Source organism: Actinacidiphila sp. bgisy144 (assembly GCF_057708105.1).
The window spans coordinates 204,366-226,486 of the sequence record NZ_JBYIRM010000011.1 but is presented as its reverse complement, the minus strand read 5'-3'; the positions used below and the strand labels follow the sequence as shown (position 1 = coordinate 226,486).

The 22,121-nt window shown below is 75.6% G+C and carries 12 protein-coding genes; 5 read left to right on the top strand and 7 right to left on the bottom strand.

Annotated features, from left to right (window positions below; genetic code table 11):
* Both AC3EVP_RS15765 and AC3EVP_RS15760 read right to left on the bottom strand, forming a co-directional pair.
* The coding region (locus AC3EVP_RS15765; RefSeq protein ID WP_435130531.1) for a type I polyketide synthase at positions 1 to 1,503 on the bottom strand (1,503 nt) is incomplete at its 3' end.
* A 436-nt stretch (positions 1,504 to 1,939) separates the two neighbouring features.
* Entirely contained in the window at positions 1,940 to 2,608 is a 669-nt protein-coding gene (locus AC3EVP_RS15760) for a DUF1707 domain-containing protein (RefSeq protein ID WP_335984375.1), read from the bottom strand.
* A gap of 437 nt (positions 2,609 to 3,045) precedes the next feature.
* On the opposite strand from AC3EVP_RS15760, the gene AC3EVP_RS15755 reads away from it, so the two are divergent.
* Positions 3,046 to 4,056 carry a methyltransferase gene (locus tag AC3EVP_RS15755; protein WP_335984376.1) on the top strand — a complete coding sequence of 337 codons (1,011 nt, stop codon included), beginning with the start codon at positions 3,046 to 3,048 and terminating at the stop codon, positions 4,054 to 4,056.
* Positions 4,057 to 4,191: 135 nt separating this feature from the next.
* Here AC3EVP_RS15755 and dnaG read toward each other — a convergent pair whose 3' ends face one another.
* The 5 genes from dnaG to AC3EVP_RS15730 form a co-directional block, all read right to left on the bottom strand.
* Positions 4,192 to 6,156 carry a DNA primase gene (gene dnaG, locus AC3EVP_RS15750; RefSeq protein ID WP_435130528.1) on the bottom strand — a complete coding sequence of 655 codons (1,965 nt, stop codon included), beginning with the start codon at positions 6,154 to 6,156 and terminating at the stop codon, positions 4,192 to 4,194.
* Positions 6,157 to 6,253: 97 nt separating this feature from the next.
* A complete protein-coding gene (locus tag AC3EVP_RS15745) occupies positions 6,254 to 6,694 on the bottom strand; it encodes a GNAT family N-acetyltransferase (protein WP_335984378.1) in 441 nt (146 codons plus the stop codon).
* Between the two features lie 4 nt (positions 6,695 to 6,698).
* On the bottom strand, positions 6,699 to 8,009 hold the full coding sequence (locus AC3EVP_RS15740; protein WP_435130525.1) for an NAD(P)/FAD-dependent oxidoreductase: 1,311 nt from the start codon (positions 8,007 to 8,009) through the stop codon (positions 6,699 to 6,701).
* A 583-nt stretch (positions 8,010 to 8,592) separates the two neighbouring features.
* On the bottom strand, positions 8,593 to 9,912 hold the full coding sequence (locus AC3EVP_RS15735; RefSeq protein ID WP_435130523.1) for a deoxyguanosinetriphosphate triphosphohydrolase: 1,320 nt from the start codon (positions 9,910 to 9,912) through the stop codon (positions 8,593 to 8,595).
* 49 nt (positions 9,913 to 9,961) lie between these two features.
* A complete protein-coding gene (locus AC3EVP_RS15730; protein ID WP_435130521.1) occupies positions 9,962 to 10,789 on the bottom strand; it encodes a sirohydrochlorin chelatase in 828 nt (275 codons plus the stop codon).
* 295 nt (positions 10,790 to 11,084) lie between these two features.
* On the opposite strand from AC3EVP_RS15730, the gene AC3EVP_RS15725 reads away from it, so the two are divergent.
* From AC3EVP_RS15725 to AC3EVP_RS15710, 4 genes are read left to right on the top strand one after another with little or no spacing between them, the layout of a single operon-like run.
* Positions 11,085 to 11,984, top strand: coding sequence for a DUF4132 domain-containing protein (locus tag AC3EVP_RS15725; protein ID WP_335983411.1), 900 nt, complete (start codon positions 11,085 to 11,087; stop codon positions 11,982 to 11,984).
* Positions 11,981 to 17,155 (top strand): hypothetical protein, encoded by a 5,175-nt coding sequence (locus AC3EVP_RS15720; RefSeq protein ID WP_435130519.1) that lies wholly within the window; start codon positions 11,981 to 11,983, stop codon positions 17,153 to 17,155. The genes AC3EVP_RS15725 and AC3EVP_RS15720 overlap by 4 nt, the downstream gene beginning before the upstream one ends.
* Complete coding sequence (locus AC3EVP_RS15715) at positions 17,152 to 18,381, top strand: ATP-binding protein (RefSeq protein ID WP_435130517.1); 1,230 nt, start codon at positions 17,152 to 17,154, stop codon at positions 18,379 to 18,381. Before AC3EVP_RS15720 ends, AC3EVP_RS15715 begins: the two co-directional genes overlap by 4 nt.
* A complete protein-coding gene (locus tag AC3EVP_RS15710; protein ID WP_435130515.1) occupies positions 18,368 to 22,120 on the top strand; it encodes a DUF5682 family protein in 3,753 nt (1,250 codons plus the stop codon). The genes AC3EVP_RS15715 and AC3EVP_RS15710 overlap by 14 nt, the downstream gene beginning before the upstream one ends.
* Position 22,121: the final 1 nt, after the last annotated feature.

Here is a 22,121-nt window from a genome sequence, read left to right as displayed (position 1 = left end):
GAGAACGGCCGGAGCAGCGACCTCCTCCGCCGCCTCCGGCACGTCCGCGGCGACCCCGTTGTCCCCGTCGTCTCCGTCGTCCCCGGGCTCGGCCGCCTCCGCAGCCGTCTCCGCGGCCGGGGCCTCCTCCAGGATCACGTGGACGTTCGTCCCGCTCATCCCGAAACCGGACACACCCGCCCGCCGCGTCCGCCCCGTCCCACCCGGCCACTCCACCGGCTCCGCCAGCAACTCCACCCCGCCCACCGACCAGTCCACCTCACTGGTCGGCTCCTCGACATGCAACGTGCGCGGCAACTGCCCGTGCTGGAGCGCCAGCACCATCTTCATCACACCGGCGACACCGGCCGCGGCCTGCGTGTGGCCGATGTTCGACTTCACCGAGCCCAGCCACAGCGGCCGGCCCTCGGGGCGCCCCTGGCCGTAGGTGGCCAGCAGCGCCTCGGCCTCGATCGGGTCACCGAGCCTGGTCGCCGAGCCGTGCGCCTCGACCGCGTCGATGTCGGCGGTGGTCAGGCCGGCGCCGGCCAGCGCGGCCCGGATGACGCGCTGCTGCGCGGGGCCGTTCGGCGCGGTCAGGCCGTTGGACGCGCCGTCCTGGTTGATCGCCGAACCCCGCACCACCGCAAGGACCTTGTGACCGTTGCGCCGGGCGTCGGAGAGGCGTTCCACCACCAGCATGCCGACGCCCTCGGCCCAGCCGGAGCCGTCCGCACCCTCGCTGAAGGACTTGCAGCGTCCGTCTTCGGACATGCCGCGCTGCCGGGAGAAGCCCACGAACACGGACGGGGCGGAGATCACCGTGGAGCCGCCGGCGAGGGCGAGCGAGCACTCCCCCGCGCGCAGCGACCGGGCGGCCATGTGCAGGGCCACCAGGGAGGAGGAGCAGGCGGTGTCGATGGTCACCGCGGGGCCCTCCAGCCCGAAGGTGAACGCCAGCCGCCCGGAGGTGACGCTGGTCGACACGCCGGTGAGGAGGTGCCCTTCGGAGGCGCCCGACCGCATCGAGGGATCGGTGCCGTAGCCCTGGCCGTAGGACCCGGCGAACACGCCGGTGGGGGTGCCGCGCAGCGCGCTGACGTCGATCCCGGCCTGCTCGAACGCCTCCCAGGCCACTTCGAGCAGCACCCGCTGCTGCGGGTCCATCGAGACCGCCTCGCGCGGGCTGATCTCGAAGAAGTCGGCGTCGAAGTCGGTCGCGTCGTAGATGAACCCGCCGTGCCGGGCGTAGGAGGTACCCGGGTGGTCCGGGTCGGGGTCGTACAGGTTCTCCAGGTCCCAGCCGCGGTCCTGCGGGAACGGGCCGATCGCGTCGGTGCCGGCGGCGAGCAGCCGCCACAGGTCCTCCGGGCCCTGGACCCCGCCGGGGAAGCGGCAGCCCATCCCGACGATCGCGATCGGCTCCTGGTCGCGTTCCTCCACCTCGGCCAGACGGCGGCGGACCTGGCGCAGGTTGGTCGTCACGAGCTTGAGGTAATCGCGAAGCTTTTCTTCGTTGGACACCTGAATCCGCCATCCCTGCTGTGCCGAGGATAATCCGCCGTCGATCTCGGGGGACGCGATGTGGCGTTATCCAGGAAGTACGCAATATCGGTGCGCGGGCAGCACGGGCTGGAAAACCCGGTCCCGGCAGTGGAATACCGTCACACTTTCACCGTGGCAGGGCTCCCAGGGAGTTTCTGCCGCACACGCCACCTCACGATTGCCGTCAGCAACTTCCGGACCGGGATACCGGGGTGAAGCCGATGTTTACCCTGAGGTCGAGTCCACCAGCGACAGGAACATATCCAGGCCCCATGGGTGCCGCAACGCGTCAGTTGAACGCGGTGCCGGCGCCGCGGGGGATACCGTTCGGGCGGTGCGAGGGGAAAAACGAGCGCGGGGCGGTGAATCGGCCGTTGGCCGTTCAACCGCCCCGCGAGTGCGCCGAATCGGCGGGTCAGCTCTTGCTGTCGGAGGTGCTCAGGGCGCTTTCCCCGCGCATCCACTGGCCGAGCGTCCGCCGCGGGTGGCGGACCACGATGTCGCCGCCCTTGAGGAGTCCGGTGACGTTCACGCGCAGCTCGACCGGGGCGTCCGCGTCGGACGCGGGATTGCGGTACTTGACCTCTCCCACCCGCACGGTCACGTCGTCGGTCCTGACCACGATGCCCGGCCGGACGACCAGGATGAGGTTGCCGCCGATGCTGATCTGCGCGTCGATGTCCAGCGTGTCGTGGCCGATCACGGCCTCGGTGAAGTCGAGTTTGACGTCGCCGCCGTGCATCCGGATGTCCAGGTGGCGCGGGACCTCCCAGGTGCCGGAGCGGTGCAGGGTGCCCCACCGCTGGTTGATCTCCACGACGTCCTTGGGCCGCTCGGACCCGGTGCCGGCGTCGGCGGGGACCGGCGAGACCGGCAGGTCCCTGGTGAGCTGGGCCAGTTCGCTGACGGTGCGGGCGCTCAGTGCGGCCTCGACCCGTTCGCTGACCTCCTCGGAGGTCAGCCGGCCGTCCCCGGCGGCGTCCCGCAGGATCTCCACCACCTGTTCCCGGTCCGCGTCCGACGCCCGCAGCGCTGCCTGCGAGTCCTCCGCGCCGTCATCGATCGACGGCTTCTCATCAGTCATGGTGTCCAGCCTCTTCCCGTACCAGTGGATTCTCAAGGCACTCGATCCGGCCGCCCGGCCGGGCCCGGAGCGCTGCGGCTCGGCCCTACGACGTTCAACTGCCGACCGATCGCGCGTGAACGGGCCCCGTGGGCGGGCGGGTCGGCCCACATGCGGCTGCACGGGGAACAGGTGGCCCGTGCGGGGCCGTCGGGTCGGGTGCGATCGGGTTGAACGGCACGACGTACAGCGGCCGTTTGTCTAGCGTGTGCCGCACGGATCGTACCTGCGCAGTGGCACCACTGTGCTCATGCACACACTCGTTTCACACAACGGCAGGTTGTGACGGCCGTGTTCGGACGGTGCCACCGCACCGGCCGGCCGGGGCCCACCGGCGGTCGGCCATGCGGCACACGCGCGTGCGGCACAAGCGATTGGGGAACCAGGAAATGTCGTTGATGAGTCTGGTCATGGGGGCGATGGCCTCCGCCGCGGTCGGCACGGCGGCCCAACTGGGCGTCGCGGACGTGCTGGCGCAGGGCCCGGCCACCGCGCCCGAACTGGCCAAGGCCGTCGACGCGGACGCCGACTCCCTCGGCTCCGTCCTGCAAGCCCTCACCGCACTGGGCGTGTTCACCCGCGACGAGCAGGGCCGGTACGCCAACTCCCCGCTGTCCGAGCCGCTCAGGAGCGACCACCCGGAGTCGGTCCGCAACCTGGCGGCGCTGCTGTGCGGCCTGTACGGCCACGCGGCGACCGGCGGACTGACCGAGGCGGTACGGACCGGGACGTCGGTGATGCCCGCCGCGTTCGGCGTCTCGCTCTACGAGTACCTGGACCAGCACCCCGACAGCGCCCGGATCTTCGACCGCGCCATGGAGGACTGGGCACGGCCGATCGGCACCGTGCTCGCCGAGCACGTCCCGTTCGCCGGCGTGCGCACCGTCGTCGACGTCGGCGGCGGCAACGGCACCCTGCTCAAGGCGATCCTCACCGCCCACCCCCATCTGCGGGGCGTCTGCGTCGACCGCCCGGACACCTGCCGCCGCGCCGAGGCCGAGCTCGCCGCCTCGGGCAGCGCGGACCTCGCCGACCGGCTCACCTTCCAGCCCGCGGACATCCTGCACGAGGTGCCCGCCGGCGGCGACCTCTACATCCTCAAGAACGTGCTGCACGACTGGAGTTCGGAGAGCGGCGTGCAGATCCTGCGGAACATCCGCCGGGCGGTGGTTCCCGAGGGCGCGACGCCGACCGAGGACAGCCCGAAGCTCCTGGTGATCGACCCGCTGGTGGAGCACGACTCGGGGGCCGCCTTCCGCAACCTGGTCAAGATGGTGGTCGGCGAGGCGCAGGCCCGCGAGCGCAGCGAGGCCGACATGCGGCGCGAGGCGAAGGAGGCGGGCTTCCACGTGCTGTCCATCACCCCCTGCCCGGCGGACCTCAGCATCACCGCCTGCACACCGGTCTGACCGGGCCGGCACCTTGTCTGTGCGAGCTTCCGCGGCGCCGGTGCACCCGGTGACGGCGGCCTCGGTGACGGCCGGCCGCGCGGTGCGCAGTCCGCACCGCGCGGCCGTCGACCAGGCGGCCCCAGGTGTATCGGCCTAGAGCGCCGCTGCTCCGCTGACCCGCAGCCGCTGGGCGTACTGCTGGAGCGCCCACAACTCGTTCGCCGCCGCGACCGCCTCCGGCGCGTCCGCCGGCACGCCCTGCGCCGCCAGCCGCGCCCCGGTCGCATGGACCTGCGCCACCCGGCGGTCCACCGCGAGCAGCCGCACCCGCACCAGCACCTCGCCCGCGTACACCTCGGGCGTCTTGTGCATGACCGGTTCGACGGCCAGTTCGGTGACCATGCCGCGCACCGTGTCGTCGGGCGCGGCTTCGCGCACCCGCAGCAGATAGTCCCCGTCGGCGTACTCCGCGCCGCCCGCCTCGGCGATCGCGCGGCGCACCGCGGCGTACGGCGGGCCGGTGAACTCGTCCTCGCCGTAGGCGTCGAAGGCCGGGGAGACCAGGGCGGGGAACTGGAGGGCCAGCTTAAGCAGTTCGCGCTCCACCCGGTGCGCGGGGCTGCGCAGGTCCAGCCGCGGCCCGGACGGCGCCCGCCGCTCGGCGCGCTCCGGCCCACCGCCCGACCCGTTCGGGTGCGACCCGTTCGCATACGGTCCGCCCGGCCCGCCACGGGACGGCCCGCCGCGGGAGGGGCCGGTGCCGGCCGAGCCGCCCGCCGCGCGGGCCCGGGCCATCGCCCGCACCCGGCGGATCATGCTCTGCTCCTCCGCCTGCGTGGAGATCCCCGCCATCCCGACCAGCCGGATCGCGTAACGGTCGCGCAGCGCCTGGTTCTTGATCGCGGCGACCACCGGCACCGCGGCGTCCACCGCGGCGACCCGGCCCTCGTCGGTGTCGAGGTTGTATCGGCCCACGATCGAGCGCAGCGCGAACGCGAAGAGCGGGGTGCGGCCGTCGATCAGCCGCTGGATCGCCGGATCGCCCTCGGCCAGCCGCAGTTCGCAGGGGTCCATGCCGCCCGGGGTGATCGCGATCGACGTCTCGGCGGCGAACTTCTGGTCGTCCTCGAAGGCGCGCAGCGCGGCCTTCTGCCCGGCCGCGTCGCCGTCGAAGGTGAAGACCACCTCCGAGGTGGAGTTGTCCATCAGCAGCCGGCGCAAGATCTTGATGTGGTCCCCGGCGAACGCGGTGCCGCAGGTGGCGATGGCGGTGGTGACACCGGCGAGGTGGCAGGCCATGACGTCGGTGTAGCCCTCGACGACGACCGCGCGGCCGGTCCTGGCGATCTCCTTCTTGGCGAGGTCGATCCCGTACAGCACCTGGGACTTGCGGTAGAGCGGCGTCTCGGGCGTGTTGAGGTACTTCGGGCCCTGGTCGTCCTCGCGCAACTTGCGGGCGCCGAAGCCGATCACCTCGCCGGTGATGTCCCGGATCGGCCAGATCAGCCGGCCGCGGAACCGGTCGATGGCGCCGCCCCGGCGGCTCTCGGAGGCGAGCCCGGAGGTGATCAGCTCCTTGTCGCTGAAGCCCTTCCCGCGCAGGAAGCGCACCAGGTGGTCCCACCCGGCCGGTGCGTACCCGACGCCGAAGTGCTCGGCCGCCGCCTGGTCGAAGCCCCGCCCGGCGAGGAAGGCCCGCCCGATCTCCGCCTCGGCCGAGCCGAGTTGCTCCACGTAGAAGGCGGCGGCCGCGCGGTGCGCCTCCACCAGCCGAATCCGCTCGCCCTGCTGCCGCCCCGGGACGGCGCTGCCTTCCTCGTACCGCAGGGTGATCCCGACCCGCGCGGCCAGCCGCTCCACGGCCTCGGCGAACGTCAGATGGTCCACCTTCATCACGAACGCGAGCGTGTCCCCGCCCTCGCCGCAACCAAAACAGTGGTAGAGGCCCTTGGAGGGGCTGACCTGGAAGGAGGGGGACTTCTCGTCGTGGAAGGGGCACAGGCCCTTGAGGTTGCCGCCGCCGGCGTTCTTGAGCTGGAGGTAGTCGGAGACGACGGAGTCGATCGGGACGGCGTCGCGTACCGCCCTCACGTCGTCGTCCCTGATCCTTCCTGCCACGGAAGTAGTTTACGGCCCGCCGCCGACAGCTCCGGCGGGGCGGTGGGAGGGACGTGCGTGCCCGGGCGGGCCTGTCCCGGGAAGTCCCGGGATCAGGTCAGCCCAGTTCCTTGGTCACGAAGACGTAGTGCGGTCCGCTCGGGGCGAGCTGGAACTCCTCGCCGGTCGCGGTGAACCCGAAGTGCTCGTAGAAGCCGCGGGCGGAGACCCGGCCGTTGCACCACACCACCTGGGCGCCCCGGGCCGCGGACTCCCGCAGCCCGGCCCGCAGCGCGGCGGCACCGAAGCCGCCCCCGCGCACCTGGGCGGCGCTGCCCATGCCGCGGAAGCGGAAGGCGGGTGCCGCCTCGCCCGGCAGGGGGTCGGGGAAGAACGTCACGCACGCCCGGACCGCGCCCTGCTCGTCGTAGGCCGCTATGTGGAAGGTGTCCTCGCGCGCGTCCTCCGGGTAGACGGCGGCCTCGCGCGGCATGCCGGTGCGCAGCACCTCCCACCGCAGCGGGAAGATCTCCTCGACGGGTACGACGGCGGTGCGCATACGGTCATTCCTCCGCGTTCGGTGCAGGTCGGTCCAGGAACGAGGCTAGCGGCACCGCCGGGTCGGACAGCGCCTCGGGGTCGACCGGGCGGCCGTCGCGGATCAGGTTCTGGATCGGCTCGGTGACGTCCCACACGTTGACGTTCATCCCGGCGAGCACCCGGCCCTCGCGCAGCCAGAACGCGATGAACCGGCGCTTGCCGACGTCGCCGCGGCACACCACCTGGTCGTACGACCCGGGCGCGGCGTGCCCGGAGAACTCCATGCCCAGGTCGTACTGGTCGGAGAAGAAGTAGGGGACGCGGTCGTAGCCGACCTGCTGCCCGAGCATGGCACGGGCCGCGGCGGGGCCGCCGTGCAGCGCGTTCGCCCAGTGCTCCACCCGCAGCCGGCCGCCCCTGGTCCGGGACGTGGGGGACCCCAGCAGCGGGTGCTCCGCGTTGGCGACGTCGCCCGCCGCGAAGATGTCCGGGTCGGAGGTGCGCAGCGAGGCGTCCACGGCGATGCCGCCGCCCTCCGCGCGGTCGGCGAGCGCCAGCCCCGCGGCCTCGGCGAGCGCGGTGCGCGGTGCCGCGCCGATCGCGGCGAGCACGTCGTGCGCGGGGTGCTCGGTGCCGTCGTCGGTGATCGCCGCCAGCACCATGCCGTCCTGGCCGGTGATCTCCGTCAGGCGGGTGCCGAAGTGGAAGCGGACGCCGTGCTCGCTGTGCAGGTCGGTGAAGACGGAGCCGATCTCCGGGCCGAGCACGCCGTGCAGCGCGGTCGGCTCGGGCTCCACCACGGTCACCTCGGCGCCGTAGCCGCGCGCGGCCGCGGCCACCTCCAGGCCGATCCATCCGGCCCCCGCGATCACCAGGTGGCCGTTCTCCCGGCCCAGGCTGGTCAGCACGTGCTTCAGCCGCTCCGCGTGGGCGAGCCGGCGCAGGTGGTGCACCCCGGCGAGGTCGGTGCCCGGGATGTCCAGGCGGCGCGGCTCCGCGCCCGTCGCAAGCAGCAGCTTGTCGTACTGGAGTACGGTGCCGTCGCCCAGGCTCACGGTGTGCGCCGCGCGGTCCAGGTTCACCACGGGCTGGCCGAGGTGCAGCTCGACGTCGTGCTCCGCGTACCAGGAGGCGGGCTCCACGAAGACCGAGTCGCGTGCGGCGCTGCCGGTCAGGAAGCCCTTCGACAGCGGTGGGCGCTCGTACGGGTGGTCGCGCTCGTCGCCGATCAGTATCACCCGGCCGGTGAAACCCTCGGCGCGCAACGTCTCCGCGGCCTTCGCTCCGGCCAGGCCGGCTCCGACGATCACGAAGGTCTGGTGCGCGTCCACCACGGTGTGCCTCCCCGGCAGGTAGTCCGTTGCCCTGCTGAGCGTCCCGCACGGCGGCCCGAACGAAAAGGGTGCCGCGCCGTGATCATCCCACGGCCCCCGGGCCCCTCCCCCTCTACGGCGCGTCCCCGCCCCCGGGGGTGGCAGCCCTTGCAATGCGGTGCCTTCTCGTGCGGGTGCGTTGTGGCTGGCCGCGCAGTTCCCCGCGCCCCTGGGTCCTGCCCCCTGCGGCGCGTGCCATCGCCTGTGAGCGCGTTGTGGTTGGTCGCGCAGTTCCCCGCGCCCCTGGGTCCTGCCCCTTGCGGCGCGTGCCATTGCCTCCGGGCGCCTCGTGGCTGAGCGCGCAGTTCCCCGCGCCCCTGGGCATGTGCGGCTGCTCCGCAGCGCACCGCGACCCGCACCCAACGGCGGCGAGCAACCCGATCAGGGGCGCGGGGAACTGCGCGCCAAGCCCATACGCACCCGCAGGCGAAACACACACCGCAGGGGGCAGAACCCAGGGGCGCGGGGAACTGCGCGACCAACCACAACGCACCCGCACAAGAAGGCACCGCACCGCAAGGGGCACCCACCTCCGGGGGCGGCCTCACCGTCGGAGACGGTAGGTGGCGGCGGCGTCCGTGAGGGACGCGATCTGGTCGACGACCGCGCGGCAGCGCCCCGCGTCGTCGGTGGCGGCGAGGAAGAGGGACCGGAACTGGGGGTCGAGCCCGTCGGGCGCCCGCGCGAGAAGCGTCTCGGCGAGCTCGCGGATGACGACGCGCTGCTCGGCGCGCCGCCGCTCCTGGGCGGCGCGCTGCATGACGTAGCGGTCGGCGACAGCCTTGAGCACGGCGCATTCGAGCCGCTGCTCGCGGGGCACGACGAGCTCGGCACCGTACCGCGTGAGGCGCGCGGTGCCGTAGCGGCGGCGGGTCGCCGTTTCCGCGGCGAGGCAGAAGCGTCCGATGAGTTGGGACGCCGCGTCCTTCAGCCGCGCCTGGCCGAGCGCGGAGTCGTCGTGGCGGTGCGGCCACCAGGGCTGCGCGAGGAGCCGGTCGAGTGCGGCCGAGAGCTCCTCGGGGTCGGTGCCCGCGGGGGCGTAGCGGTCGGCGGCGCAGGCGAAGACGGTGTCCCGGTCGGGCCGGGAGGCCAGCGCGCGGGGGTCGATGTGCCCGGCCTGGAGCCCGTCCTCCACGTCGTGCACGGAGTACGCGACGTCGTCGGCCCAGTCCATCACCTGGGCCTCGAAGCAGGTCCGCCCCTCGGGCGCGCCCTCGCGCGCCCATGTGAAGACGGGCAGGTCGTCCGGGTAGACCCCGAACTTGCGGGAGCCGGGGTCGGCCGGGTGGGAGCCGCGCGGCCAGGGGTACTTGGTGGCGGCGTCGAGGGCGGCCCGCGTGAGGTTGAGCCCGACGCTGACGAGTGCGGGCTCGCCGCCGCCGGCCGCGGCGACCTCGGTGAACCGTTTGGGCTCGATCCGGGTCAGCAGCCGCAGGCTCTGCGCGTTGCCCTCGAACCCGCCGCAGTGGGCGGCGAACTCGTCGAGCACCATCTCCCCGTTGTGCCCGAAGGGCGGGTGCCCGAGGTCGTGCGCGAGGCACGCGGTCTCCACCAGGTCGGGGTCGCAGCCGAGCGCGGCCCCGAGTTCCCGGCCGACCTGCGCGCACTCCAGAGAGTGGGTGAGCCGGGTGCGCGGGCTGGTGTCGGCGCCGGAGGTGCCGCCCGCCTCGGGGTCGACGACCTGCGTCTTGCCGGCCAGCCGGCGCAGCGCCGCGGAGTGCAGCACCCGGGCCCGGTCCCGCTGGAAGGCGGTCCGCCCGGGCCGCTTGTCCGGCTCGGGCACATAGCGCTCGATGTCGGCGTCGCGGTAGCCGTCCGTCCGGGGTGCGCCCGGCCCGTTGCCGCCTGGCTGGTTCGCGTCCATACCGACGACGGTAACCGGCCCGGGTGCGGGCACCGCGGAGACCGGGCGATCATCCGATGAACGAGGAGGAACCGGGAATACGGCGCACCCCGGCGCACGCCTCGTCGTAGCGGCGCAGCACCAGCTCGGCCATCGCCGGGTGGGTGCCCAGCGGCGCGGCGGCGATCCAGGGGGCGGCAGCGGCGACCTGCGCGGCGAACCGCCCGGGCGCGGTGAAGCAGGAGGCGACGGCGACCTTGCGCAGGCCCCGCTCGGCGAGAGCGGCGACGGCCTGCGGGACGGTGGGGTGGGCGGCGGAGGCGTACCCGGGGACGACCGGCACGCCGCCGAGCCGGTCGGACAGCAGCGCGGCGGTGCGTTCGGTGTCACGCGCCGAGTCGGTGTCGCGGGAGCCCGCGGCGGCCAGCACCACCGCCTCGCCGCCGGCGTCCCACCCGGCCTGCGTGAGCCGGTCGTGCAGGGCGCGGGCGAGCAGCGGGTGCGGGCCGAGCGCGCCGGCGACGACGCCCCGCAGGTGGCCGGCGCCGGCCAGCGCCTGCGGCAGGTCGTGCTTGACGTGGTGGCCGCGGCCGAACAGCAGGGGTACGACGACGGCGGCCCCGGCCAGCTCCGCGAGCACCTCGCCGAGCAGCGGGCGGTCGATCTCGACGTACGCGATCCGCGCGTCGAGCCCGGGGCGCGCCATCCGGACCCGGGCGACCAGCGCGGCCAGGGTGCGCGCGGCCCGCGGGTCGCGGCTGCCGTGCCCGACGGCGACGAGCGTGGGCGGCCGCGGCCCCACCACAGGCCCGGCCGGGGCGGCGCTCGCGGCCCCGGTCACGGCCCCAGCGGACAGCACGGCCCGGCTCATCGGGTCCCCCCGGCTCGTCGGGTCCATCTGTTCTCCCCTGTCATACCCGCGATCCTGCGCACCGGTTGTGTCCGCGCCGTTGCGGCCGCGTACCGACGGGTCACGGTCCGCTCACCGCGGTGCGGCGGGCACGGTGAGCCGGCTCGGTACGTCATATCTCCACTTTTACTCCGATTCGCGGCGGCGCGGCGGCACGGCGGCGGCCACCGGATATTCCCGGTGCTCCCGGCGTTCCCGGCGTTCACCCGGACGGGCGGGGATTGTCAGTGGTGGCTCCTAGGGTGTTTCACCTGGGGGGCGAACGGCTGGGAGGGAACCGGGGATGGGCTGGATCGAGGCGGCGGACGGCTATGCCGTGACGCTGGACGGCACCCGCGTGGTGTGCCGCAACGCCGCGGGGCGGACGCTGAAGCAGGTGCCGGGCAAGCTGCGGGCGGACCCGGAGGTGGTGCGGCTCCAGCAACTCGTGGAGTGGCTGGAGCGCCACGAGCGGGAGTGCCTGGCGCAGGCCGACAGCTGGCTCGTCCGCTCCCTGCCGGTGCCGGCCGCACTGGTCGCCCGGGTCTGGCCCGACGCGTCCTGGCAGGCGGCGCTGCGGGACCTGGTAGTGGCGCCGGTCGCCGCGGACGGCACCCCGGACCTGGCCCGCGCCGGCTTCCTGCGGGACGCCGACCCCGAGCGCGGCCTCGGCGTGGTGGACCTCGACGGCGACTCGGTGCGGCTGGCCGCGCCCGCCGTGCTGATACCCCACCCCGTCCTGCTCACCGACCCCGCCGACCTCGACGAACTGCGGGAATTCGCCGCCGAGTTGGAGGTTCGGCAGAGCATCGGCCAGCTGTTCCGCGAGGTGTGGCGGCGCGACGCGGAGACCGACGGCGCGGCCACGACGGTCGACACCTATGCGGGCGGCCGGTTCGAGCAGCTGCGGCACGCCACCGCGCGCGCCACGCAGTTGGGCTACCGGGTGCGCGGCGGCCACGCGGTCTGCCAGGTGGTGACGGACGGGCGGCCGGTGGAGGCGGCGCTGTGGCTCGGCGCGGACTACCCCGAAGCCGAGGCCGTCACCGGGGAGTTGGAGTGGCGCGGCAGCGGCGGCGGGCGGCTGCGGCTGTCGGAGGTGGACGCCGTCGCCTGGTCGGAGGGGCACCGGATGGCGTCGGCGCTGTACGCGGGCCGGGTCGTGCCCGAGGAGAACGAAGAGGGCGCGGAGGGGAAGCGATGAACGACGGGGATCTGCTGGCAGCCGGCGCGGTGCTGCCGCTCGACCGCCGGCCGGGCGCGGAATCCGGTACGGGCCGGGCGGCCGGCGGGGGCGCCGCCGATGCGGGGCAGCGGGAGGCGACGACCGATGTGCTGGTCGCCCGCGCCTACGCGCACCCGGTGCTCACCGGCCGCACCGTCGTCCGCCTGGTACCCGAGGCGCTGGGCGCGGCGGAGGACCTGTCCCTGGAATACCTCGGCTTCGCACCGGGGTTCGGGCCGCAGGCCGACGAGGGCACCCGGACGGAGCGCGACCGCACGAAGGGCGACCGCACGGACGGCGCCGAGGCCGCGACCGCGGTCCCGGTCGGGCACGTCCTGCGGCGCTCCCTCGGCTTCCCCGCCTGGGCCCTGGTCAACGACCCGGCCAACGCCCGCCACGCACTCGCCGTCGTCAAGGAGATGGAGCGGCTGACCCGGCTCGCCGCCTCCCGGCCCGGCCACGCGAAGGACGGCTTCACCGAGATCGGCGAGCGGTTGGACCGCTCGGTGCCGCACTTCCTGCCCACGTACTACGAAGAGGTGGCGCGGATCTTCCTCGCCGCCGAGTCCACCACGTACGCCTCCTCGTACTTCGGCAAGGCGCGCGACGCCGAGCGGCGGCACGCCCTGGCGGTCGACGAGGAGCGGCTGCGCGAGGTGTTCCTGGAGTTCGCCTCGGCCGGGGCGCTGTCCGGGAAGACGCTGCGCGAACAGGCCCGCGGGCTGTCCGAACGCCTCTCCCCCGAGGCCGCGTTCACCCAGTTCCGGCTGCTGAGCGGGGAGCGGGCCGCCGCCGGGCTGCCGCCGTACGCCGGGCTCATCGACGACCTGCGCCGGCTTGCCAAGGCCGCCGGGCGCGACGCGCCGGCCGAAGAGGCCGCGCTGATCGAGGAGTTGCTCGGGACCAGCGCGATCGACCGCGCCGCCGTGTCGTTCTGGAAGTCCGCCCGCACCGGCCTGCTCACCGCCGCCCGCTCCCACCGCGCCACCCGGGCCCGGCTGCTGCGCCTCTTCCCCGCCGAGGCGGCGAACACCTACACCGGCCGGACCGCGATCGACACGATGTGGCTGGAACTGCTGGAGCAGGCAGGCGCGTTCGCGCTGCTCGCCGAGGGCCCGGCGGCCACCGCGGCGGGCGCCTCGGCGGAGGCCGCTGCGGCTTCCCCGTCCGAGCGGGACGCCGAAGTCCCCAGCGCCGCCTGGTGGTTCAGCCAGTGGGCGCAGTTCCGCCGGCGCGGCTACCGCCGCCAGGAGGAGCGGCTCGCGGCCGAACTGGAACTGGTCGAGCGGTTCGCGCCCCAGCTCGCCCGCGAAGGCGAGCCGGTCCGGCTGACCGCCGAGCGCGGCCACCGCGAGCTCGACCCCGACCTGCTGGACGTGTGCCTGGCCACCGGCGTGCCGGTCGCCGACCCGCACCCCGGCGTCGCGGTCGACCTGCGCGACTGGCTCACCGACGACAGCCCCGGCCGCCGCGACCTGGGCGCGGTCGTCGCCGACCCGCGGTTCGCACCGATGCTGGGTGCGGCCGTCGAACAGGTCGCGACCCATGTCGAAGGCCCGGAGAACCTGCGGACGCTGGCGACCCACCCCCGGCTGTCCGCGGCCGTCGCCGGCTGGCTCGCCGCCCGCGCCGAGGACCTGGCGCGCCCGCTCGGCCTGCCGGAACTCGGCCGGCTGCTGGCCCGCGTCGACCGCTTCGCCGACCCCGAGGTGCTCGCCACCGCGCCCGCGGCCGTGGACCGGCTCGCCGCCTTCGACGTGGCGCCCGTCCTGGCCCGCACCCTGCGCGCCGGCATCCTCGACGAACTGGGCTGGCCCGCCCTGGACTCCTATGTCGAGCGGTACCGCGCCACCGTCAAGGCCGACGACCTGGACTTCGAACTCGACGACGCCTGGCCCGCGCTGATCGTCGCCAACGGCCCGCACGTGGCCGCTGTCGGCCCCGACGCGGTGCTCGACGAGCGCACCCTGCCGCTGCCCGCGCCGAACCGCTACTCCTGGATGCGGCCCGTCGTGCGGTGGGTCGACGGCCAGTGGCTGATCGTGTCCGGCTACGGCGACGAGCGGCGCGCGGCCTGGTCCGGCCGCCCCGCGGACGTCTTCCGCCCGGGCGGCGACCTCGCCGCCCCGCACCGCGACGCCGGTCCGGTGTCGCTCGCGCTGCCCGGCGGCGGCCGCTGGTTCGGCGCCCGGCCGGTGCTGCCGGGCGACACCTCGTTCGCCGGGCGCCGCCCGATCGCCTCCGACGGCATCTCGTACTGGGTGCTGCACGAGAACCGCTGGCACGAGTACGACCCGGCCGGCGCGGTCCGCGGCCGCGCCAGTCTGCCCGCCTTCTTCGACAGCGCCCTCGCCGACGACGGCGCCGGCCAGCAGGTCGTCGAGTCCTGGTCGTCCCTGCTCCCGCTGCAACCGGGCCTGGAGGGCACCCCGTTCGGCAGCAAGGACGGCCTGCTCGGCTGGTGGGTGCGGCACGACAAGGCGGCGGGCACGTACACCGCGTGCTCCGTGGACGGCAGCCGCACCCCCGCCCTCGCCGGCCGCGGCACCCTCGCCCCGCCGCTGCGGCTGCCGGGCGGCGCCGTGCTCCACCCGAGCACGCGGAACACCTGGACCCGGACCGTCCAGCTGTACGACACGGACGGCGTCGAGCTGGGCGAGGTGGAGACCGGCGCCCGCGGCGGGCCGCACGCACAGGGCACCGGCCTCGTGCCGCCGCTGTGGTACTGGCACGCGCTGCGCCCGCGCGACGAGGCCGGCTCCGCGGTGCTGCGCGCCGTCACCGACGAGCAGGCCGCCGCGCTCCTGGCCCCGGTGCGCGGCACCAAGCCCGGCTCCGCCGAGCACGACCACCCGGACCTGCGCGCGGCCGTGCACGAGGTGCTGCCGGGGATCGGCGACCCGCGGCTGGTCAAGGGCGTCGCCTCGATCGTCGCCGTCACCGCGGCCGCGGCCCGCCTGGTCATGCGGCTCGCCGAGCGCCGCACCCCGGCGGCCGAGGACAAGCCCCCGGCGGTGGCCGAGCACGCCCACGACCGGATGATCACCGAAGCGCTGCGCGGACTGACCGGCTTCGTGGCCGTCGGCGGCTACCCCGGCGCCGCGAACGTCCGGAGCTTCGGGACGATCGAGACCCTGCACACCCTCCACGCGGTCATCGCCGGCACCCAGGAAGCCCGCCCGGCAGCCGAGCCCGAGCAGGACGACCGGCGCCTGCCGTACTTCGTCCAGCAGCGCAGGCACGACCTCGACTGGCTCACGCTCGCCGGCTCCGGCGTCGCCGCCGCCGCGGCCCGCGCCGCCGCCCCGGGCACCCCGCAGGACCAGCGCGCCGCACTGCTGGAGTTCCTGCCCGCGCTGCTCACCCCGGACCCGGCCGGCGGCGACAGCGTGTTCACCGACCCGCGCGGCCGGCTCCGGCTGGTGGAGATCACCGGGAAGCCCGCCACCACCCGGATCGGCGAGGTGCTGCGCAGCGGCGACCGCACCCTGCTGATCGCCGCCTACACCCAGGACCGGAGCGACGACCGGCAGTCCTGGAAGGCGGTCGAGTTCGCGCCCGACGGCGCCTTCGGCCCGTGGGAGGGCTACACGCTCGTCGAGGACCGCGTCCTGGGCACCCCGCCGGGCACGACCGGTACCGCGCCCGTACCGCAGGTTCCGGCGCACGCGATCGCGGCTCTGCTCACCGCCGTCGCCACGCGCGGCCCGGTGCCGTACCGGCCGGAGGCGGCCGCGCGGTTCGCCGAACGCACCGGCGTGGACGTGTCGTTGGCCGCCCTGCTGCTGCTCGGCCTGCCCGGGCTCGGCGGCCACGGCAAGTGGGGGCTGCCGCCCGCGGAGGTGCTGGACCTGGCCGACCTGCGGCCGAACCGCGCCCTGACCGCACGGGACGAGCTGCGCCGGCTGCCCACCGACCACCGCACCCGCCTGCTCGCCGCCCTGGTGCCCGCCGACCCGGCCGCGCTGGACCGGCTGTGGCAGGACGGCTTCGACCCGGACGCGCTCGCCGACGCATGGCTGGCCGTACAGGGCAAGCGCCGCCCGGTGCCGATCGAACTGGTCGAACGCGCCGAGCGCGAGGGCGATCTCGGCGGCTGGATCGGGAAGACCGCCAACCCGCAGTCCGACCCGGCCCTGCACGGCCGCACCCGCCAGCGCCTCGGCGAGGACAGCCAGATGCGCGCCGACGACCCGGCCGCGCTGCTCACCGGGCTCGAACTGTGGCGCTACGCCGGTGCGTTGCGCTGGCTGGCGTACCGGCTGCCCTACGGCGACCCGCTGCGCCCCGCGCTGCGCGAGACCCTGGCCGCACTGCGCGCCCGGCTCGCCGACGAGCACCTGCTGCTGGACACCGACCTCATCTGGGACGCCGAGGGCAAGCAGGTCGCACCGGCGCTGCGCCAGGCGTACGGCCTGCCGGAGACCGGCGGCGAGGACGCGGAGGGCCTGGTCCGGCTCAGCCCGGCCCTGGCACTCACCACGTCGCGGCGCGGCATCGACGTGGAGACGGTGTGGCTGCGGCCGGCGGCCGTACTTCCCGGCGCGTCCCCGGACGGCGGCCCCGACCACCCCGCACTCGTCCAACTCGCCGCGTTCGGCGGGTCGGCCAAGCCCTACGCGCAGGCGCTGCGGGACGTGCTCGGCGACGCTCTGGCGGCCGCCGTGGCCGCCGACGGGCCGGCTGGCGCCGCGCAGGACCCGGCGCGCAGCGTGCCCGAGCTGACCGGGCAGGTCGCACAGCACCTCGGCCTGTCGCCGGACGCGGCCGCGCTGTATCTGATGCTGCTCGCGCTGCCCGACCCGACCGACCGCAATGTGGCGGTGTGGACCGGCTGGAAGCCCGCCCGGGCGAAGCGGGCCAGGGCCGAACTGGCCGCCACTGACCTGGTGGTGGAGGCGAAGCGGCCGCGCGCCGGCCGCACCCTGTTCCTGCCCGGCGGCTGGGTCGAGGCGAAGTCCCCGGCGCTGCCGATGGAGTCGTGGAAGGAGCCGCTGTTCAGCGCCGCCCAGTTGGAGATCACCTACCAGCCGATACCGGAGCAGCCGGTGCCCGAGCTGTTCCGGCGGGCGTGGCAGCGGGTGCTGGACGGGGACATGCCGGCGTTCGAGGAGTTCGTGCAGCGCAGGACGGGACGGGGCCGGCGATGAGCGGCGGTACGGAAAAAGGTGCGGGTTCCGGTGCGGGAGCAGGCGAAGACACAGGTGGGGGTGGCGTGTTGAGCGGGCAGCCGGCGCGGCGGCAGATCGAGTTGGCCGAGGACCGGTACGCGCGGGAGCTGGCCTTCCTCGCCGAGTGGGACCGCGGGCCGCGCCCGCCCGGGTGGCGGCTGACGCCGCGCGCCGTGGTCGTCTTCGTGTGCGGCTCGGGCGGCGAGGTGCTGCGCACCGGCACCGAGGAGGATCCGTCCGGCCGCGAACTGGTGGTGGCCCGCAAGTTCGTCGGCGACCGGGCGCTGGTGGAGCGGTGCGTGGTGACACTCGCCGGGGAGCGGGGCCTGCTGCTGGTCGGCGAGCCCGGCACCGCCAAGTCGATGCTGTCGGAGCTGCTGTCGGCCGCCGTGTGCGGCACCAGCGGCCTGACCGTCCAGGGCACCGCGGGCACCACCGAGGACCAGGTCCGCTACGGCTGGAACTACGCGGCGCTGCTCGCCAAGGGGCCCAGCCGCGCGGCCCTCGTGCCCTCCCCCGTGCTGACCGCGATGACCCGCGGCGCGGTGGCCAGGGTCGAGGAGATCACCCGCTGCCTGCCGGAGGTGCAGGACGCGCTGGTCTCCATCCTGTCCGAACGGCGCATGGCCGTACCGGAGTTGGCGGACAGCGCGGACGACGGGGAGGGGACGGTGCACGCTGTGCCCGGGTTCACCGTCATCGCCACCGCCAACCTCCGCGACCGGGGCGTCTCGGAGATGTCCGCGGCCCTCAAGCGCCGGTTCAACTTCGAGACGGTCGGGCCGATCGCCGACCTCGACACCGAGACCGCGCTGGTGCGCGCCCAGGCCACGGCCGCGCTCGCCCGCGGCGGCGCCGAATTCACCGTCGACCAGGCGGTCCTGGAGGCGCTGGTCACCGCCTTCCGCGACCTGCGCGGCGGCCGCAGCGCGGAGGGCTGGGAGGTGGAACGGCCGTCCACGGTGATGAGCACCGCCGAAGCCGTCCACGTCGCCACCTCGATGGGCCTGGCCGCCGCCTACTTGCCCGACGGCCGCGACCCGCTGCGCACCCTGCCCGGGCACCTCCTCGGCACCGTGCGCAAGGACGACCCCGCCGACCACGCCCGCCTCCTGGGCTACTGGGACGGGCCCGTCCGCCGCCGCGCCGAACAGGGCGCGCCCCTGTGGCGCACCCTGTGGGAGCTGCGCGATGCCCTCGGCTGAGGTCACCGCGCCCGCCCCCGCGCCGGCCGAGGGGATGGGGCGGGCGGAGGTGGCGGCGGAGGCAGCGGGGCTGGCCGGGTGCAGGGAGCCGTATCTGATCGGGGTACGGCACCACTCGCCCGCACTGGCGGCGGCCGTACCGCGGCTGCTGGAAGAGGCGGCGCCCGACGTGCTCTTCGTCGAGCTGCCGGAGGACTTCGGCAGCTGGCTGCCGTACCTGGCCGACCCGGAGGTGCTGCCGCCGGTGGCGCTCGCCGGGCACGGTCCGCGGGGGCTGGTGTTCCTGCCCTTCGCGGAGTTCTCGCCGGAACTCGCGGCACTGCGCTGGGCGCGGGCGGCCGGGGTGCCGGTGGTGGCGTTCGACCTGCCGGTCGGAGCGCCCGAAGGGGACAGCCCGCGCCGCGGAGGGGGCGGCGCGGGCGTGGACGGCCCGCCGCGGCGCGGTCTCGCGGACATCCTGCGGGACCGCGCCGGCGGCCGGGCCGAGGACGACCTGTGGGACCGCCTGGTGGAGTCCGCGGCGCCCGGCGGCTCGCCCGAGTCGCTGCGGCGCGCCGCCCTGCTCGTCGGCTGGGCGCTGCGCCGGGACGCGGCCGCCGCGGACCGCCTCGACCCGCACGACCTGCGGCGCGAGGCGCACATGCGGCGGGTCATGGCCGAGCGCGGGGCGGGGCGGGCGGTGGCGCTGGTGGGGGCGTTCCACGCGCCGGCGCTCCTGCCGGGTCCGGTACGGCCCGAGGGCGCCCTGCCGGACGGCGGCACCGCGCCGGGCACCGCCCGAAGCACCGCACCCGACGTCGTACCCGGGGACGCCCCCGCGGCGAAGGCGGCGAAGGCGGCGAAGGTGACGACCTCCCTCGTCCCGTACACGTTCGCGCTGCTGGACGAGCGGTCCGGGTATCCGGCCGGGGTGCGGGACCCGCAGTGGCAGCAGGGCGCGGTGGAGGCGGCGGGCGACCCGGAGCGGCTGGACGCGCTGCTGGTGTCCACGGCGGTGCGGATCTGTGCCGCGGTACGCGCCGCGGGCCACCCGTGCGGGCCGCCCGACGCCCGCGAAATGGTGCGGCACGCACGGGACCTGGCGACCTTGCGGGGCCGGCCGGCCGCCGGGCGGTCGGAGTTGCTGGAGGCCGCGCAGACGGTCCTCGCGCAGGGCCAACTGCTGGGCCGGGGGCGGGTGGTGGCGCAGGCGCTGGAGTCGGTGCTGGTCGGCACCCGGCACGGCCGGCTCGCCCCGGGCACCCCGCGCTCCGGGCTCGGCCCGGCCGTTGAGGCACTGCTCACCGAACTGCGGCTGCCCGCACCCCAGGCACCCGAGCGGCGCGAGGTGCGGCTCGACCCCCACCGCTCACCGCTCGACCTGCGCCGGGAGTTGGCGCTGCGCCGCCTCGCGGTGTGCCGGGTGCCGTACGGCGAGGTCGTCCACGGCAGCGGCTCGCCGCTGGGGCCGCCCCCGTCCGCCCCGCCCTTCGGATCGCCGCCGGCCGGTACGCCGGGCGGCGGCAGCGGGGAGGCGGAGGACGGCCCTGGCACGATCGGCGTGCGCTGGAGTGTCGGCTGGACCCCGACCACCGCGGCGATGCTGGACGCCGCGGCCGCCCACGGCAGCGACCTCGCGCAGGCCGCGGCCGGGCTGCTGCGCACCCGCGCCCTGGCCGAGCGGCGCCGCGGCGGCCCCACGGCGGCGGAGGTGCTGGCCGGCTTCGAGGAGGCCGCGGAGTGCGGGCTGCCGGACGCCGCCGCGGACCGCCTCGCCGAGGCCGCCGAGGTGCTGCCCGCCGGCGGGACACTGCCCGAACTGCTCGCCGGCATACGGCTGCTGGACCGGATCGCGGCCGGGCTGCTGCCCGGGCTGCCCGCGGACTGGGCGGCCGGGCGGATCGCCGACGCGCTCGCCGCCCTCACCGCGGCAGGCGTCCGCGCGCTGGACGGGCTCGCCGGTTCCGACGACCCGGCCGACGCCCGCGCGCTCGCCGAACTCGCCACCCGCGGCGGTACGCCCGGGCTGCGGGTCCGCGACGCCCTGGCCCGGCTGGCCGCCCACGGCAGCCCGCTGGTCAAGGGCGCCGCGGCCGCCACCCAGGTGCTGCTCGACGACCTCGCACCGGCCGCGTTCGGCACCGCGCTGGCCGCCCGTACGCATGGCGCGGCCAGCCCCGAACTGCGGCGCGACCTGGGGGCGTTCCTCGCCGGTGCGCTCACCGCGGCCGGACCGCTGCTGGAGTCGGGGCCGCTGCTGGCACCGGTCGCCGAACTGGTCGCGGAGCTGCCGGACCGGGCGTTCCTGACCCGGCTGCCCGCGCTGCGGCACGGCTTCGACGTCCTGTCCCCGGCCGCCCGGGCGCGCCTGCTCGACACGGTCCGCGCCCACCCGTCCGCGCCGGGCGCGCAGGGTGCCGCGGTGCCCGACCCGCACGACCTGGCCCGGCACACGGCGGCGGACCTCGCCGGGCGCGAAGTGCTGGCGGCCCACGGGCTGCTGGCGCTGCTCGCCGAGGACGCGCCCGCACCCGCAGCGGCCCGGGAATCCGTACCCGGCCCAGAACCGCAGCCCCGCCCCGCACCCGAGCCCGCACCGGCACCGGCGCCGGCACCGGCACCGGCATCCGCAGCCTTCGGCGTCTCCCCCGACGTCCGCTGGCAGTTGCTGCTCGGCCAGGTCGCCGACCGCGGCGCCGACGGCGGCCGGGCCGGGCGGATCGCCTCCGCGCTCGACGAGTTGTACGGCTCCGGGCGCGGCGAGGGCGCGGCGAGCGTGCCGCACGCGACCGGCGCGGGCGGCGGGCAGGGCGCGCCCTACCCGGACGTCCGGGCCTGGGGCGAGGAGCTGGCGGACCTGTTCGGCGCCGACGTACGCGAGGAGGTGCTGTCCGTGGCGGCCACCGCGGGCCGGCTGGACGCGGCGCTGGCCATCGACCCGCAGTCGGCGCGGCCCTCGGTCGAGTTGCTGCGCACGGTCCTGTCGTACGCCGGCGGCCTGCCCGAGGCCCGGTTGGCGCGGCTGCGGCCCCTGGTGGCTCGGATCGTCGCCGAGTTGACCCGCGCGCTCGCGGTGCGGCTGCGCCCGGCGCTGTCCGGCCTGACCCACCCCCGGCCCACCCGGCGCCCGGGCGGCCCGCTGGACCTGGCCCGCACCCTGCGGGCGAACCTCGCCTCGGCCGAGCGCGACCCGGCCACCGGCGCGGTCACCGTACGGCCCGAGCGGCCCGTCTTCCGCACCCGCGCCCGCGCGTCGGCGGACTGGCGGGTCGTGCTGGTCGTCGACGTGTCCGGGTCCATGGAGGCGTCCACGGTGTGGGCCGCGCTCACCGCGGCGGTGCTCGCCGGGGTGCCGGCGCTCACCACGCACTTCGTGGCGTTCTCCACCGAGGTCCTCGACCTCACCGACCACGTGGACGACCCGCTGTCGCTGCTGCTCGAAGTGAAGGTCGGCGGCGGCACGTCCATCGCGCGCGGGCTGCGGCACGCCCGCACGCTCGTCACGGTGCCCTCGCGCACCCTGGTCGTCCTGGTCAGCGACTTCGAGGAGGGCGGCCCGGTCGGGCCGCTCCTGACGGAGGTACGGGCACTGGTGGACGCGGGCTGCCGGGTGCTCGGCTGCGCGTCGCTGGACGACGCGGGGCGGCCGCGCTACTCCACGGGCGTGGCCGGGCAGCTCGTCGGCGCGGGCATGCCCGTGGCGGCACTCGGGCCGCTCCAGCTCGCCGGGTGGATCGGGGACCAGGTGCGGGGGCGCTGAG